13 protein-coding genes are annotated in these 15,741 nt (G+C 66.1%); 9 read left to right on the top strand and 4 right to left on the bottom strand.

Translation table 11 applies throughout. The features are described 5' to 3' along the window. The first annotated feature begins 18 nt into the window (after positions 1–18). Both ACNR9O_RS13885 and ACNR9O_RS13880 read left to right on the top strand, forming a co-directional pair. Complete coding sequence (locus ACNR9O_RS13885) at positions 19–465, top strand: hypothetical protein (RefSeq protein ID WP_473687881.1); 447 nt, start codon at positions 19–21, stop codon at positions 463–465. 69 nt (positions 466–534) lie between these two features. Then, a complete protein-coding gene (locus tag ACNR9O_RS13880; RefSeq protein WP_473687884.1) occupies positions 535–1,935 on the top strand; it encodes a coiled-coil domain-containing protein in 1,401 nt (466 codons plus the stop codon). A gap of 44 nt (positions 1,936–1,979) precedes the next feature. Here the strand turns inward: ACNR9O_RS13880 and ACNR9O_RS13875 are convergent, their stop codons facing one another. Both ACNR9O_RS13875 and ACNR9O_RS13870 read right to left on the bottom strand, forming a co-directional pair. Further along, positions 1,980–2,588 (bottom strand): glutathione S-transferase N-terminal domain-containing protein, encoded by a 609-nt coding sequence (locus tag ACNR9O_RS13875; protein WP_473687886.1) that lies wholly within the window; start codon positions 2,586–2,588, stop codon positions 1,980–1,982. Between the two features lie 56 nt (positions 2,589–2,644). Further along, positions 2,645–3,331: a TerC family protein gene (locus ACNR9O_RS13870; protein ID WP_473687888.1), complete on the bottom strand. Its 687-nt coding sequence runs from the start codon at positions 3,329–3,331 to the stop codon at positions 2,645–2,647. A gap of 366 nt (positions 3,332–3,697) precedes the next feature. Here ACNR9O_RS13870 and acnD point away from each other — a divergent pair, with 366 nt between their 5' ends. From acnD to ACNR9O_RS13840, 6 genes are all read left to right on the top strand, one after another. Then, positions 3,698–6,307: a Fe/S-dependent 2-methylisocitrate dehydratase AcnD gene (gene acnD, locus ACNR9O_RS13865; protein ID WP_473687890.1), complete on the top strand. Its 2,610-nt coding sequence runs from the start codon at positions 3,698–3,700 to the stop codon at positions 6,305–6,307. 23 nt (positions 6,308–6,330) lie between these two features. Beyond that, positions 6,331–7,515: a 2-methylaconitate cis-trans isomerase PrpF gene (prpF, locus tag ACNR9O_RS13860; protein WP_473687892.1), complete on the top strand. Its 1,185-nt coding sequence runs from the start codon at positions 6,331–6,333 to the stop codon at positions 7,513–7,515. Positions 7,516–7,611: 96 nt separating this feature from the next. After that, positions 7,612–9,063 carry a bifunctional 2-methylcitrate dehydratase/aconitate hydratase gene (locus ACNR9O_RS13855; protein WP_473687894.1) on the top strand — a complete coding sequence of 484 codons (1,452 nt, stop codon included), beginning with the start codon at positions 7,612–7,614 and terminating at the stop codon, positions 9,061–9,063. A gap of 199 nt (positions 9,064–9,262) precedes the next feature. Further along, positions 9,263–10,375 carry an OmpA family protein gene (locus tag ACNR9O_RS13850; RefSeq protein ID WP_473687896.1) on the top strand — a complete coding sequence of 371 codons (1,113 nt, stop codon included), beginning with the start codon at positions 9,263–9,265 and terminating at the stop codon, positions 10,373–10,375. 316 nt (positions 10,376–10,691) lie between these two features. Beyond that, positions 10,692–11,804, top strand: coding sequence for an OmpA family protein (locus ACNR9O_RS13845; RefSeq protein WP_473687898.1), 1,113 nt, complete (start codon positions 10,692–10,694; stop codon positions 11,802–11,804). Between the two features lie 77 nt (positions 11,805–11,881). Further along, complete coding sequence (locus ACNR9O_RS13840; RefSeq protein WP_473687900.1) at positions 11,882–12,661, top strand: pseudouridine synthase; 780 nt, start codon at positions 11,882–11,884, stop codon at positions 12,659–12,661. A gap of 15 nt (positions 12,662–12,676) precedes the next feature. On the opposite strand, the gene ACNR9O_RS13835 is transcribed toward ACNR9O_RS13840, so the two are convergent. Continuing rightward, positions 12,677–13,564, bottom strand: coding sequence for a LysR family transcriptional regulator (locus ACNR9O_RS13835; protein WP_473687902.1), 888 nt, complete (start codon positions 13,562–13,564; stop codon positions 12,677–12,679). A 116-nt stretch (positions 13,565–13,680) separates the two neighbouring features. Between ACNR9O_RS13835 and ACNR9O_RS13830 the strand changes: the two genes are divergently transcribed. After that, positions 13,681–14,406, top strand: coding sequence for a hypothetical protein (locus ACNR9O_RS13830; RefSeq protein WP_473687904.1), 726 nt, complete (start codon positions 13,681–13,683; stop codon positions 14,404–14,406). Positions 14,407–14,456: 50 nt separating this feature from the next. Here the strand turns inward: ACNR9O_RS13830 and kbl are convergent, their stop codons facing one another. Beyond that, a complete protein-coding gene (gene kbl, locus ACNR9O_RS13825) occupies positions 14,457–15,659 on the bottom strand; it encodes a glycine C-acetyltransferase (protein WP_473687906.1) in 1,203 nt (400 codons plus the stop codon). Positions 15,660–15,741 lie beyond the last annotated feature (82 nt).

Here is a 15,741-nt window from a genome sequence, read left to right as displayed (position 1 = left end):
TGCGCATCCGGGATCGCGATGACAGCCAGCGCGGACGAGCGCGGGCCTGCCGGCTGGCAGCCGGTGAGCGAAGCGCGGCTGGACGCCGCGCGCGGCGGTTTCGACTGGGGCGGTGGCCTGGTGGCCTCGCTGGGCATCGACCGCGCGGTGTATCTCAATGGGGCGCTGGTGACGTCGTTGCACATTCAGTTGCCGGATGTCGGGCATCTGAGCACGGTACAGGCTGGCGCGTTGTCGTCGGCCATCGATGCGGCTTCCGTGCTGCAGATCGGGCCGGGCAACACGGTCGATCCATCGGCGCTGAGTACGCCGATGGCCGCCACGCTGGTGCAGAACACGCTGGATAACCAGCACATCACCACGCAGACCACGCTGGACGTGTCGGTGAACAGCCTCGGTGCGTTTCGCAGCCTGAATCTCCAGCAGAGCCTGCAGGCGGCGACGGCCAATCCGCTTGGCCGCTGAGCAAGCGAGCCGGGATTCCATAAAGGGGGAAGGGCGATGATCAGGGTTCGTCGGGTAGGGGGGTATCGAATGGGAGCCGGCGCTCGCCGCGGTGGAACGCGGTGGCGTCATGGCGCAGCGGCGGGTCTGATCCTGCTCGCCGGCACGGTCGCCGCGCAGCAGACGCAGGCGCCGGCGGCAGCCGTGAGCGGTGCGTCGCCATCGGCTGAGGTGGACGATTTGCACGTACAGGTGAAGGCGCAAGCCGAGCGCCTGGATGCGATGCGCAGCCAGATCGCCGCGCAGATGGAACAGCTTGAAGCGATGAAGCGCACGCTCGCCGCGCAGGAGGCCGAGTATCAGTCACTGCGGCATGCCGTAGGCATGGATGTCTTGGAGCGGCAGCGCGCGGGCAATATCCGCGCCGCCGGCAGCATGGCCACCGCGCAGCCGATGCCGGGCATGGACGCGCTGGCGCCAGCCCAGTCCGCGGAAGACAACGAGCCGGTGGGTCAGGCGCCGCCAAAAGACACGCGGCCTCCGGAAGTCGCGCCGATCTTCGATCAGCCCGGCGTGTTGACGCCACGCGGCAAGCTGATCGTGGAGCCTTCGTATCAGTTCGGCTATTCGTCGGCCGAACGCGTGGCGCTGGTGGGTTATACGGTGATTCCCGCGATCCTGATCGGCCTGATCGATGCGCGCCAGGTGAAGACCACCACGCAGACCGGCGCGATCGCACTGCGTTACGGCATCACCAATCGCCTGGAGGCCGAGGTGCGCGTGCCCTACGTGTATGGGCATACCGACACCATCAGCCGCGAGATCTTCACCGGTTCGGCGACCGACCGGGTGTTCGGCGCCAGCGGTCACGGGCTGGGCGACGTCGAAGCCACGGCGCGCTACCAGTTCAACGATGGCGGCGCAGACAAGGCCTATTACGTGGCCTGGCTGCGCTTCAAGTCGCGCACGGGACGCGATCCCTTCGAGGTGACCACCGATTGCGTGCAGCGCTGCGTGCAGAACGCGACGGGTACCGGCTTGCCGCTGCAGTTGCCGACGGGCAGCGGGTTCTACTCGCTGCAACCTGGCGTGACCTGGCTGTATCCGTCCGATCCGGTGGTGTTCTTCGGCAATGTGAGCTACCTGCACAACTTCGCGCGCAGCCATGTCAGCCGCACGCTGTTGCTGGCGGGCAGGGAACAGCTGGGCAGGGTGAAGGTGGGCGACGTAGCCGACGTGAGCGTGGGCATGGGCCTGGCGCTCAACGAGAAGGCGTCCTTCAGCATCGGCTATGACCAGAGCTGGGTGGGCGTGACCAAGCAGAACAATCACACGGTGGCCGGTTCGGCCAAGACGGTGCTAGGCACCTTGCTGATCGGCGGCTCGTATCGCTTCAGCGAGAAGCGCACGTTGAACTTCACCTTGGGCGTCGGCGTGACGCGCGATACGCCGGATGCGACGGTGACGGTGCGCGTGCCGATGACGTATTGAAAACGCCGTCATTCCGGCTGCGCAGGAATGACGGCGAAGAGTGTTCAGAGGCCTTCGGCTTTCATCGCCGCGCGAACGCCCGCGTCTTCGCGCATGCGCCGGGCGAAGCTTTCCAGGTGCTCCAGACCCGACAAGTCCACGCCCTTGCCCCTGGCCCAGCGCTGCACCACGAACAGGTAGGGATCGGCGATCGAGCGCGTGCCAGCCAGCCAGTCGCGATCGGCCAGTTGCGCGTCGAGCCGTTCGAACATGCCGCGCAGGCGCGTGCGCGCATTCGCCTGCAGCTCGGCATGCACGGATTCATCCGCGACGAAGCGCTGCGGATTGAAGATGGGCTTGAAGGCCTGATGCACGTCGGAGTTGAGGTAGGCCAGCCAGCGCAGCACCTCCGCGCGACCGCGCGGGCCTTCGCCGGCGAGCCTGGCGTCCGGAAAACGGTCGGCAAGGTAGGCGAGGATGGCGACGTTCTCGGTCAGCAGCCAGCCGTCGTCGTCCCGCAGCACCGGCACCTGGCCGGTGGGATTGACCTTCAAGTACGCGGGCGAACGCAGCTGATCGCGTGGCACCGCTTCGGCCTCGTAGGCGGCGCCTGTCCATTCGAGCACGATGTGGTCGGCGAGCGAGCAGGCGCCGGGAATGTAGTACAGCTTCATGGGAGGAACTCGTGGCGCAGGAAGGGGCCGCAGTGTGGCGGCCCCTTCCGGCTAGCTCAAGCGGTCCGCGCGAGGCGCTCGCGGCGGCGCTGCGCCAGCCAGCCACCACCGCAGATCGCGGCGACCAGCGCCGCGTCCAGCACGTAGCGCGCCCAGTCGTGACCATCGAACCAGGGCTTGAGCAGGTGGTCGTGCGCGATCATGCGCGCCGCGGTCCAGGCGATGGCGCCGGCGCCGATGTAGACGATGAGGGGGAAGCGCTCGATCAGCTTGAGGATGAGGGTGGAACCCCACACCACCAGCGGCACGCTGATGGCCAGGCCGATGATCACCAGGGTCATGTGGCCACCGGAGGCGCCAGCGATGGCCAGCACGTTGTCCAGGCCCATCAGCGCATCGGCGACCACGATGGTGCGGATGGCCGACCAGAAGCTGGCCGCGGCGCCGACCTTGTGTCCGTCGCCCTCGTCGGAGCGCAACAGCTTCCAGGCGATCGGCAGCAACAGCAGGCCACCGGCCAGCATCAGGCCAGGCAGCTTGAGCAGGTAGACCACCACGGCGGTCAGCGCGACGCGTACCGCCACCGCGCCGAACGTGCCCCAGAACACGGCTTTCTTCTGCAACGCCTTGGGCAGATTGCGCGCGGCCAGCGCGATGACGATGGCGTTATCGCCCGCCAGCACCAGGTCGAGCAGGACGATGGCGAGCAGGCCGGAGAAGAATTCGGGAGTGAGGAAATCCATGCGGTTCATGTTCCTGCGCGCGGGACGAATGCAGCAACCACGAGCGCACGCAGCCTCGTGATTACCGCAAAAGTCTCGTTCGCGGCGGAACCGCTGCAGTGACCGGAGCGGTGCCCCGCTCGTGATGACGACCGCTGCACGGGCGCCGATCGACGGCGTCCCGGAACTACTCCCCTTTGGGATAAGTGTGGCGTCATTGTCGACGCCGCCGTGCATACCAGTCAAGGCAAAGCCCTTAAGGAAAAGGCTTTCCCTCGCTACAATGTGTCGATTCCGCAGCCAAGCGAGCGGCCGCTGGCTGGCGTATGCGGCCCGGGCGCCGGCTTGCGCTCAGCCGGGCGTCTATCTCCAGGGTTCTCGACACTTATGAATACCGTCTACCGCCAATCCCTCCCCGGCACGTCGCTGGACTATTTCGATGCGCGAGCCGCCGTGGAGGCGATCCAGCCGGGCGCCTACGATGCGTTGCCATACACCTCGCGTGTGCTCGCCGAGAACCTGGTGCGCCGTTGCGATCCGGCGATCCTGGTGGAGTCGCTCAAGCAGCTCATCGAGCGCAAGCGCGAGCGTGATTTCCCCTGGTTCCCGGCGCGCGTGGTCTGCCACGACATTCTCGGGCAGACGGCGCTGGTGGACCTGGCCGGCCTGCGCGATGCGATCGCCGATCGCGGCGGCGATCCGGCCAAGGTGAATCCGGTGGTGCCGGTGCAGCTCATCGTCGACCACTCGCTGGCGGTGGAGTGCGGCGGTTTCGACCCGAACGCGTTCGCGAAGAACCGCGCCATCGAGGATCGCCGCAACGAAGACCGCTTCCACTTCATCGAGTGGACCAAGAAAGCGTTCGAGAACGTCGACGTGATTCCGCCGGGCAACGGCATCATGCACCAGATCAACCTGGAGAAGATGTCGCCGGTGATCCAGGTGCAACACGATGATCAAGGCAGGGGTGTCGCCTATCCGGATACCTGCGTCGGTACCGACAGCCACACGCCGCATGTGGATGCGCTTGGCGTGATCGCCATCGGCGTGGGCGGCCTGGAAGCGGAGAACGTGATGCTCGGCCGCGCCTCGTGGATGCGCCTGCCCGACATCATCGGCGTGGAGCTCACCGGCAAGCGCCAGCCCGGCATCACCGCCACCGATATCGTGCTCGCGCTGACCGAGTTCCTGCGCAAGGAGAAGGTGGTCGGCGCTTACCTGGAGTTCCGCGGCGAAGGCGCGGCCAGCCTCACGCTGGGCGATCGCGCGACCATTTCCAACATGGCGCCGGAGTACGGCGCCACCGCCGCGATGTTCTTCATCGACGGTCAGACCCTCGACTACCTGCGCCTCACCGGCCGCAGCGACGAGCAGGTCAAGCTGGTAGAGACCTACGCCAAGGCCGCCGGCCTGTGGGCCGATACGCTCGCCGCGGCGCAGTACGAGCGCACGCTGACGTTCGACCTGTCTTCAGTGGTGCGCAACATGGCGGGGCCGTCCAATCCGCACAAGCGCCTGCCGACGTCCGACCTGGCTGCGCGCGGCATCGCCGGTCAGTGGGAAGAGCAGCCGGGCCAGATGCCCGATGGCGCCGTCATCATCGCCGCCATCACCAGCTGCACCAACACCAGCAATCCTCGCAACGTGATCGCGGCGGCGCTGCTGGCGCGCAACGCGAACGCTCGCGGCCTCGTGCGCAAGCCGTGGGTGAAGAGTTCGCTCGCGCCCGGCTCCAAGGCAGTGGAGCTGTATCTGAAGGAGGCGAACCTGCTGCCCGAGCTTGAAAAGCTCGGCTTCGGCATCGTCGCGTTCGCCTGCACCACCTGCAATGGCATGTCCGGCGCGCTTGATCCGGCGATCCAGCAGGAGATCATCGACCGCGATCTGTACGCCACCGCGGTGCTGTCCGGCAACCGCAACTTCGATGGCCGCATCCACCCGTACGCGAAGCAGGCTTTCCTGGCTTCGCCGCCACTGGTCGTGGCCTATGCCATCGCCGGCACCATCCGCTTCGATATCGAGAAGGACGCGCTCGGCGTCGACGCCAACGGCCAGCCGGTGACGCTCAAGGACATCTGGCCGAGCGACGAGGAGATCGACGCGATCGTGTCCTCCAGCGTGAAGCCGGAGCAGTTCCGCAAGGTCTACGATCCGATGTTCGCGCGCGCCGGGCAGGGCGGCACGAGTGCCGCGCCGCTGTATGACTGGCGCGCGCAGAGCACGTACATTCGCCGTCCGCCGTACTGGGAAGGCGCCCTTGCGGGCGAGCGCACGCTCAAGGGCATGCGTGCGCTGGCGGTGCTAGGGGACAACATCACCACCGACCATCTGTCGCCTTCCAACGCGATCCTGCCCAACAGCGCGGCCGGCGAGTACCTTGCGAAAATGGGCCTGCCGGAAGAGGACTTCAATTCGTACGCGACGCATCGCGGCGACCACCTGACCGCGCAGCGTGCCACCTTTGCCAATCCCACCCTGGTCAACGAAATGGCCGTTGTCGATGGCGAAGTGAAGAAAGGTTCTCTTGCGCGCGTGGAGCCGGAAGGGAAGGTCATGCGCATGTGGGAGGCGATCGAGACCTACATGGAGCGCAAGCAGCCGCTGATCGTGATCGCCGGTGCCGACTATGGCCAGGGTTCGTCGCGCGACTGGGCCGCGAAGGGCGTACGCCTGGCGGGTGTGGAGGCGATCGCGGCCGAAGGCTTCGAGCGCATCCACCGCACCAACCTGATCGGCATGGGCGTGCTGCCGCTGGAGTTCAAACCCGGCACCAGCCGCAAGACGCTGGGCATCGACGGCACCGAGACTTTCGACGTCGTCGGTGCGCGCACGCCGCGCGCCGACCTCACGCTGGTCATCCACCGCAAGAACGGCGAGCGCGTCGAGGTGCCGGTGACCTGCCGACTGGATACTGCCGAAGAGGTCTCGATCTATGAGGCGGGCGGCGTGCTGCAGCGCTTCGCGCAGGATTTCCTCGAAGCCTCGCAGGCGGCCTGAGCCGCTAAAGGACACGCACGAACATGGCACACGCTTCCCAGATTCGCATTCCCGCCACGTATATGCGTGGAGGCACCAGCAAGGGTGTGTTCTTCCGCCTGCAGGATCTGCCCGAGGCGGCGCAGGCGCCAGGCACCGCGCGCGATGCGCTGCTGCTGCGCGTGATCGGCAGCCCCGATCCTTACGGCAAGCAGATCGACGGCATGGGCGGCGCCACCTCCAGCACCAGCAAGACGGTGATCGTGTCCAGGAGCACGCGTGCGGATCATGATGTGGACTATCTGTTCGGGCAGGTGGCGATCGACAAGGCCTTCGTCGACTGGAGCGGCAATTGCGGCAACCTGTCGGCGGCCGTGGGTCCATTCGCCATCGCCGGCGGCCTGGTCGACCCGGCGCGCGTGCCGCGCGACGGCATCGCCACGGTGCGTATCTGGCAGGCCAATATCGGCAAGACGATCATTGCGCACGTGCCCATGACGGCCGGCGCGGTGCAGGAGACCGGCGATTTCGAGCTGGACGGCGTGACGTTTCCTGCGGCCGAAGTGCAGCTGGAATTCATGGATCCGGCCGCGGAAGAAGAGGGTGCCGGCGGCGCGATGTTCCCGACCGGGCACCTGATCGACGACCTGGAGGTGCCGGGCGTCGGCACGCTCAAGGCGACCATGATCAACGCCGGCATTCCGACGATCTTCGTCGAGGCCGCGGCGATCGGCTACAACGGCACCGAACTGCAGGATGCGATCAATGGCGACCCTGAGGCCCTGGCCATGTTCGAGGCTATTCGCGCACATGGCGCGCTGTGCATGGGCCTGATCAAGTCGCTCGACGAGATCGCCACGCGCCAGCACACGCCCAAGGTCGCGTACGTCGCCAAGCCGGCCGACTACGTTGCCTCGAGCGGCAAACCGGTCGCGGCGAGTGATGTCGACCTGCTGGTGCGTGCGATGTCGATGGGCAAACTGCACCACGCCATGATGGGTACGGCAGCCGTGGCGATTGGTACGGCGGGGGCGATTCCGGGCACGCTGGTGAATCTTGCGGCGGGCGGCGGTGAACGCCAGGCGGTGCGCTTCGGCCATCCGTCGGGTACGTTGCGGGTGGGGGCGGAGGCGGCGCTGGTCGATGGCGCCTGGGCCGTCACCAAGGCGATCATGAGCCGCAGCGCGCGCGTGCTGATGGAGGGCTGGGTGCGCGTACCGGCGGCGTGAGTCGCAGGGTGGGCGTTCGTCCGCTGTATGGTGTCAGCAGCAGGTTTGAACGATCCGACATCGCGGCGGTTTCCCTTTCGTCAGGAGACGAGCCTCATGAGCGCGCACGACATCCGTTCCGCCAAGCGGCCCGATCCCGACCGGCTGATGGTCGACGTCGCGGATTATGTCGTCGACTACCGCATCGATTCGCAGGAGGCGTACGACACCGCGCGGTACATGCTGCTGGACTCTCTCGCTACCGCCATGATGGCGATGAAGTTTCCGGAATGCGTAAAGCACCTGGGCCCGCTTGTCCCGGGTGCCACCCTGCCGGGCGGTGCGCGCGTGCCGGGCACCAGCCACGAGCTGGACCCGGCGCAGGCGGCATTCGCCATCGGCACGCAGATCCGCTGGCTGGATTTCAACGACACCTGGCTGGCCGCCGAATGGGGGCATCCGTCCGACAACCTCGGCGCCATTCTGGCGGTGGCTGATTACCTGAGCCGCAAGGCCGAACGCGAAGGTGGCAGGCCGCTCTCAGTGCGCGACGTGCTGACCTATGCAGTCAAGGCGCATGAGATCCAGGGTTGCTACGCGCTCAAGAACAGCTTCAATCGCGTCGGGCAGGATCACGTGATCCTGGTGCGCCTGGCTTCCACCGCCGTGGCTACGGCGATGCTTGGCGGAAGTCGGGATCAGATCGTCACCGCGATCTCGCACAGTTGGATCGACAATGGCGCGTTGCGCACCTATCGGCATGCGCCCAACACCGGTCCGCGCAAGAGCTGGGCGGCCGGCGATGCGTGCCGTCGCGCCGTCCTTCACGCGATCAATGCGGTGTACCGCGAGGTAGTGGGCTACCCATCGGCGCTCAGCGCGAAGACCTGGGGTTATTACGACGTGGCCTTCGGGGGCAGGGCGTTCGAGTTCGAACGGCCGTTTGGCAGCTATGTCATGGAGAACGTGCTGTTCAAGATCAGCTATCCGGCCGAGTTCCACGCCCAGACCGCAGTGGAGTGCGCCATGAAGCTGCACCCGCTGGTGGCGGACCGGATCGACCAGATCGCGACGGTGGCCATCGATACGCAGGAGGCGGGGCGTCGCATCATCGACAAGACCGGGCCGCTGGCCAACTACGCCGATCGTGACCATTGCATTCAATACATGGTGGCGGTGCCGCTGATCTTCGGTCGCCTCACGGCCGCGGACTACGGCGACGAAGTGGCCGCAGACCCACGCATCGATGCCTTGCGCGACAGGACGGTGGTCGGCGAGAACCCGAAGTTCACCGAGGACTACTTCGATCCGGGCAAGCGCTACATCGGCAACTCGGTGCAGGTGTACTTCAAAGACGGCAGCTGCACGGAAAAAGTGTCGATCGATTACCCCATCGGCCACCGCAGGCGCCGGGCCGAGGGCATCCCGGTGCTGCTCGACAAGTTCGAGGGTGCCTTGCGCGGGCACTTGCCGGCGCGGCAGGTCGAGGCGATCCTCGGGGCCACGGGAGACCCTTCAACGCTCGATGCCATGCCTGTACAGGACTTTCTGGGACTCTTCACGTTGTAAAGACGGCGTGAGCTGAAAACTGAACGAGCGTTCGGAGTGGCTGGCAATTGTTTGTTTTTTGCTAAACTCTCCGCGCCCGTTTCGGGTGGTTTAGCTTCAAGTAGGCCGGCATCGGCCCGGACTCATGGTGGGGAGACCCTCAGGGCTTCCCGCCTGGGGGTGGAACGGACGCGAAAACCAATAAACGAGGAGACACCTGATGAATCGTAAGGGCTTGTACTTCCTGATCGCGCTTGCCCTGGGCGGCGTAGGTGCCGCTCATGCGCAGGACAGCAGTTCCAGCGCTGCCACTCCCACCTACGACGGCCGCTGGTATATCGCCCCGACCGTGGGCGGCTACTACAACGACACCGACCGCAACACCAACAGCCGTCAGGTCTATTACGGCCTGGGCGTGGGCAAGTTCATCGCGCCGAACACGTCGATCGACCTGTTCATCGACCGCACCAAGCGCGACATCGACCGCAAGATCGGCGGCGGTAACTGGTCCAACAACAATTACGGCGTGGCCGCGCGCTACTACTTCGGCGCCTGGGATGCCTGGCGTCCGTACCTGCTGGCCGGCGTGATGGGCAGCTACCACCACAGCCGCTTCGACAACGGCTGGTCGCCGGCCGCCGAACTGGGCGTGGGTATTTCCAAGACCATCACCGACAGCTCCGACATCCGTGCCGAAGCCGGCTATCGCTACGACTGGGACGACAAGACCCAGCCGGAGAAGAATGGCTACGGCGACTGGTTCCTGGGCTTCAGCGTGGTGTCGCGCTTCGGAGCTCCGCCGGTTGCTCCGACCGTTGCGCCGCCTCCGGCGGCTCCCGACTGCTCCAAGCTGGACAGTGACGGCGACGGCGTGAACGACTGCGACGACAAGTGCCCGGGTACGCCTGCCGGTACCATCGTCGGTCCGGACGGCTGCCCGCAGAAGGTCGTGATCGACCTGCGCGGCGTGAACTTCAAGTTCGACTATCCGAAGAAGGGCCACGTGAAGGCCGGCGAGATCGGCAAGGCGTTGGCCGCCCCGACCGCCGATTCGATCGCGATCCTGGACCAGGCCGTCGACACCCTGCAGCGCTATCCGCAGGTGAAGGTCACGGTGGCCGGCTACACCGACTCGGTCGGTACCGATGCCTACAACCAGAGCCTGTCGGAGCGTCGCGCGCAGATCGTGTACGACTACCTGACCTCGCACGGCATCGACGCCAGCCGCCTGCAGGGCCCGATCGGCCATGGCAAGAACGACCCGATCGACAGCAACGACACGGAGAGCGGCCGCGCCCGCAACCGTCGCACCGAGCTGCAGGTTCAGCAGTAATCGACCGCAAGGTCGTTTGGAAAAGCCCGGCGCAAGCCGGGCTTTTCTTTTATGTCTCCTTGAAAGCGCCTGGGTGAGGGCTTCGTTCACGCGAATTTGCCTGAACGAGAACCCACCGAAAGCTTAAGCTGTCATGTTTGCCTGTTAAGGGAGGTGCGTATCTCTTAACGGTTTTGCTACACTCCGCCCCGCTTGCTGTTAGGAACGTCAAGCAAGGGACATTGAAGGTCCCTGTATGTCGAACCCTGAAGTTCTGACGCGCGATTTCCGTCTGGGGTGGAACGGACGCGAAAACCAATAAACGAGGAGACACCTGATGAATCGTAAGGGCTTGTATTTTCTGATTGCCCTGGCCCTGGGCGGCGTGGGTGCCGTTCACGCGCAGGACAGCAGCTCCAGCGCCTCGGCCGGCTATGACGGCCGCTGGTACATCGCCCCGACCGTGGGCGGTTACTACAACGACACCGACCGCAACACCAACAGCCGTCAGGTCTATTACGGCCTGGGCGTTGGTAAGTTCATTGCCCCGAACGCCTCGATCGATCTGTTCATCGACCGCACCAAGCGCGACATCGATTCGAAGATCGGCGGCGGCAACTGGTCGAACAACAACTACGGCGTGGCCGCCCGTTTCTACTTCGGCGCTCAGGACGCCTGGCGTCCGTACCTGCTGGCCGGCGTGATGGGCAGCTACCACCACAGCCGCTTCGACAACGGCTGGTCGCCGGCTGCCGAACTGGGCGTGGGTATCTCCAAGGCGATCACCGACAGCTCCGACATCCGTGCCGAAGCCGGCTACCGCTACGACTGGGACGACAAGACCCAGCCGGAGAAGAACGGCTACGGCGACTGGTTCCTGGGCTTCAGCGTGGTGTCGCGCTTCGGCGCTCCGCCGGCTGCCCCGGTGGCCGCCACCCCGCCGCCGGCTGCGCCTGACTGCTCCAAGCTGGACAGCGACGGCGACGGCGTGAATGACTGCGACGACAAGTGCCCGGGCACCCCCGCCGGTACGCTGGTCGGTCCGGATGGTTGCCCGCAGAAGGTCGTGATCGACCTGCGTGGCGTGAACTTCAAGTTCGACTATCCGAAGAAGGGCCACGTGAAGGCTGGCGAGATCGGCAAGGCTCTGGCCGCCCCGACCGCCGACTCGATCGCGATCCTGGACCAGGCCATCGATACCCTGCAGCGCTACCCGCAGGTGAAGGCGACCGTTGCCGGCTACACCGACTCGGTCGGTACCGATGCCTACAACCAGAGCCTGTCGGAGCGTCGCGCGCAGATCGTGTACGACTACCTGACCTCGCACGGCATCGACGCCAGCCGCCTGCAGGGCCCGATCGGTCACGGCAAGAACGACCCGATCGACAGCAACGACACGGAGAGCGGCCGCGCCCGCAACCGTCGCACCGAGCTGCAGGTTCAGCAGTAATCGACCGCAAGGTCGTTTGGAAAAGCCCGGCGCAAGCCGGGCTTTTCTTTTGGGCGGACTGGGGCACGATGGCCGGCATGAGGCGAAACGAAGGGCAGGGCAGGCGACCGTCTCCCCGGCGCGCCGCGGCACAAACGCAGGCGGCGCCCAGGCACGGTCTGGCACGTGTGCTCAGCAAGCTGGGCGTGTGCTCGCGCAGCCAGGCGGAACAGGCCGTGCGCGCGGGACGGGTCAGCGTGGACGGGCGCGTGGTACTGGATCCCGAACGTCCCACGGATCCCGCGCGCCAGCGCCTCCAGCTCGACGGCATACCGGTGAGTGAGGCGCGTCGCGTCTACATCGTTCTCAACAAGCCGCGTGGCATCGTGGTGAGCGCCGCGGACGAGCGCGGTCGCGATACGGTCTATGACCTCCTCAAGGACGCCGGCCTGCCATGGCTGGGCCCAGTGGGGCGCCTGGACAAGGCCAGCGAGGGCTTGCTGCTGCTGAGCAACGATAGCTCCTGGGCCGCGCGGCTCACCGAGCCGCGCCACCACGTGGACAAGACCTATCACGTGCAGATCGACGCTCTTCCCGGTGCCACGCTGCTGGAACGCCTGGTGGAGGGCGTGACGGACGACGGCGAGCGGCTCGCGGCCAGGCGCGCCGCGCTGCTGCGCGCGGGCGAGAAGAACGCCTGGCTGGAGGTCGTGCTCGACGAGGGCAGAAACCGCCATATCCGGCGACTGCTGGCCGCGCACGGGATCGGCGTCCTGCGGCTGATCCGCGTGGCGATTGGCCCGTTGCCGCTGGGTGATCTGCCCAAGGGGCACTGGCGCCATCTGCAGCCGGACGAAGTGGCAGCGCTTTCGCGCTGAATCCGCGTGCAGCCCTCAGCGGTGTTCGGCGGCATCCAGCCGTGCCTGCACCACGCTCAGCGTACGCTCCCATGCCGGGTGCGCCCGCGCCGGATCCATCACCGCATAAATCGGATTGAGGCATGGTTTGCCCGCTTGCATCATGGCGACGATATCGCCACGCGCCTCGCTCTCGCGCCCGCAAGCGCGCGGCACGATGGAGAGCCCGCGCCCGGCAGCCACCCAGTCCAGCACTTCTTCCAGCTCTTCGAAATGCGCGACGCTGCGCAGCCGCGCAGGTTTTTCGCCCAGGACCTGGGTGAACCAGGTGGCGAACACGTAGTCGCTTTCGTCGTAGGTGACGTAGTCGGCCTGGGCGAGCGTGGTGGCGTCCAGCGCGGGCAGGGGGCGGCTCGCCGGAGCGATCAGCGCGACCTCTTCGGTAGCCGCCGCGACTACGCGCAACGAGCCTTGCGGCGGCATCCGGTGCACGAAGCCAAGGTCGCAGGCACCGGCCTCGACCTGGCGCACGACTTCCTCCGCGGTAGGGAAGCTCATGCGGATGGGTACATCCGCCAGAGGACCTTCCCGGAACAGTGGCAGCAGCTCATAGCGACCGAAGCCGCTCACCGCCGAGATGCGCAGCGGTCGCGCCTCGGCAGGCTCGTCCCGCATGGCATCGTGCACCCTGGCCCAGTCGCGGCCCATGTCGCGGCAGAACGCCAGCAGCCGTTCGCCGGCGGCATTGGGCACGAGCGGGCCCTGACCGCGAAGGAACAGCGGCATGCCCAGCGCTTCCTCGAGCTTGCGCAACTGGTAGCTCACCGCCTGCTCGGTACGATGCAGCGAAGCCGCCGCCGCACGCAGGCTGCCGCCTTCGCAGACGGCGCGGAACGCGTGCAGGTAGCGCAGCTCCACATTCATGGGCGGGACTCTTGGGGAGGTCAAAGAATTTTGCGGGCGAGGCCAAAAAGATTCGCATGGCCTCGAATGGAGCGGCAAGCCCAGAATTCCCGGCATCCAACTTTCCGGGAATGCCCATGCGCCGACGTCCTTTCGCATCGCTTCTGGCCATGGCTCTCGCCTTGCCTGCCCATGCCGGTTCGGGCGATGCCGCACATTTCTTCATCTACCGCATGGAGCCCGGCCCCGCCGCGAAGTTCGAAGAAGGCTACCGCCATCATCTGGAATGGCACCGCGACCATCGCGATCCGCTGTCCTGGTACGGATGGACCATCGAGGATGGCGAGCGCAGCGGCTACTTCGTGGATGCCAGCGTGGGCGAACCGTTCGCCGCGTTCGACCATCGCGTGGATGTCGCCGGCGATGGCGCGGATTTTCGTGCCAATGTCGCTCCTTACGCCAAGCCGCTGGGGCAGCCTGCCTATGTGCTGCTGCGCGAAATCAGCACCGGCACGCCACTGGAGGATGGCAAGCCCAGCGCGACCATGCAGGTGACCCACGTCCGCGTCCGGCTTGGCATGGAGGCCCGCTTCGAGCGTGCGCTCGCGGTCTCGCGCCAGGTGCTGCTGAAGACGCCGGGCGCGCCCGCGCATACCTGGTACAGGCTGGTGACCGGCGGCGACACGGCGCAATACATGCTGCTGGTCGCTCGCGATGGCTGGGCCGGCTACGACCGTTTCGAGCAAAGCCTGGGAGCGCTGTTGAACGGCGACCAGAATGCGACGCGTGATCTGGCCGACGCCGTGCAGTCCGCCACCACGGAAACCTGGCGCTATCGCCCCGAACTCAGCGCGCTACATTGAAGGGCCATGGAAGCGGGCCGCATGCCGCGGCACGCTTCCATGGCGAGAGGTCAGCTGATGACGCCCAGCTCGCGTCCGACTTTGGTGAATGCCGCGATGGCGTGATCCAGATGCTCGCGCGTATGCGCCGCGCTCATCTGGGTGCGGATGCGGGCCTGGCCCTGCGGCACCACCGGGTAAAAGAAGCCGGTGACATAGATGCTTTCATCCAGCAGCCTGGCCGCCATGGTCTGCGCCTTCTTGGCGTCGTAGATCATTACCGGCACGATCGGATGCACGCCCGGCTTGATGTCGAAGCCCGCCGTGGTCATCTGCTCGCGGAAGTAGTGCGTGTTCTCCTGCACTCGCTGGCGCAGCTCGCCTGCGCTCGACAGCATGTCGAATACCTTGATCGCCGCTGCCACCACATGCGGCGGCAGCGAGTTGGAGAACAGGTACGGGCGCGAGCGCTGGCGCAGCAGCTCGATCACTTCCGCCGGGCCGGTGGTAAAGCCGCCCAGCGCGCCACCGAGAGCCTTGCCCAGGGTGCCGGTGAAGATGTCGATCTTATCCATCACGCCATTGACCTCGGCAGAGCCGCGGCCGGTGGCGCCGAGGAAGCCGGTGCAGTGGCATTCGTCGATGTGCACCATGGCGCCGTACTTCTCCGCCAGCGCCGTGATCTGATCCAGCGGTGCGACGAAGCCGTCCATCGAAAACGCGCCATCGGTGGTGATCAGCTTGGTGCGCGCGCCCGCGGCGTCGGCCGCTTGCAGCTGCTTCTCCAGGTCCGCCATGTCGCAGTTGGCGTAGCGGAAGCGCTTGGCCTTGCACAGGCGGATGCCGTCGATGATCGATGCATGGTTGAGCGCGTCGGAGATGATCGCGTCCTCTTCGCCCAGCAACGGCTCGTACAGGCCGCCGTTAGCGTCGAAGCAGGCGGCGTAGAGGATGGTGTCCTCGGTGCCGAAGAACTCGGCGATCTTCTTTTCCAGCTGCTTGTGCAGATCCTGCGTTCCGCAGATGAAGCGCACCGAGGCCATGCCGAAGCCGTGCGTGTCCAGCGCCTCCTTGGCGGCCAGGATCACGTCCGGATGATCGGCCAGGCCCAGGTAATTATTGGCGCAGAAATTGAGTACCCGGCGTCCACCTTCCAGTTCGATCTCGGCCGATTGCGGCGAGACGATCACGCGCTCGGCCTTGAACAGGCCCTGGTCGCGGATGGAGTCCAGTTCGGCGGCGTAGCGCGCCTTGGCGTTGTCGGTGTAGCTCATCGGATTCGGCCCTGGGGGAAAGATGCCGATTGTGAGCCTTCGCGTGGTTTCCGGAAACCTCTGGGTGACGCAGCGGGGCGGG

This window comes from Dyella sp. CR10 (genome assembly GCF_055814425.1).
This window is presented reverse-complemented; position numbering and strand designations above follow the sequence as displayed.

Bases quoted from the DNA above. Each gene is read 5' to 3' on its own strand.
- ACNR9O_RS13885 (WP_473687881.1), top strand. From the start codon at position 19: ATGACAGCCAGCGCGGACGAGCGCGGGCCTGCCGGCTGGCAGCCGGTG.
- ACNR9O_RS13880 (WP_473687884.1), top strand. From the start codon at position 535: ATGGGAGCCGGCGCTCGCCGCGGTGGAACGCGGTGGCGTCATGGCGCA.
- ACNR9O_RS13875 (WP_473687886.1), bottom strand. From the start codon at position 2,588: ATGAAGCTGTACTACATTCCCGGCGCCTGCTCGCTCGCCGACCACATC.
- ACNR9O_RS13870 (WP_473687888.1), bottom strand. From the start codon at position 3,331: ATGGATTTCCTCACTCCCGAATTCTTCTCCGGCCTGCTCGCCATCGTC.
- acnD (WP_473687890.1), top strand. From the start codon at position 3,698: ATGAATACCGTCTACCGCCAATCCCTCCCCGGCACGTCGCTGGACTAT.
- prpF (WP_473687892.1), top strand. From the start codon at position 6,331: ATGGCACACGCTTCCCAGATTCGCATTCCCGCCACGTATATGCGTGGA.
- ACNR9O_RS13855 (WP_473687894.1), top strand. From the start codon at position 7,612: ATGAGCGCGCACGACATCCGTTCCGCCAAGCGGCCCGATCCCGACCGG.
- ACNR9O_RS13850 (WP_473687896.1), top strand. From the start codon at position 9,263: ATGAATCGTAAGGGCTTGTACTTCCTGATCGCGCTTGCCCTGGGCGGC.
- ACNR9O_RS13845 (WP_473687898.1), top strand. From the start codon at position 10,692: ATGAATCGTAAGGGCTTGTATTTTCTGATTGCCCTGGCCCTGGGCGGC.
- ACNR9O_RS13840 (WP_473687900.1), top strand. From the start codon at position 11,882: ATGAGGCGAAACGAAGGGCAGGGCAGGCGACCGTCTCCCCGGCGCGCC.
- ACNR9O_RS13835 (WP_473687902.1), bottom strand. From the start codon at position 13,564: ATGAATGTGGAGCTGCGCTACCTGCACGCGTTCCGCGCCGTCTGCGAA.
- ACNR9O_RS13830 (WP_473687904.1), top strand. From the start codon at position 13,681: ATGCGCCGACGTCCTTTCGCATCGCTTCTGGCCATGGCTCTCGCCTTG.
- kbl (WP_473687906.1), bottom strand. From the start codon at position 15,659: ATGAGCTACACCGACAACGCCAAGGCGCGCTACGCCGCCGAACTGGAC.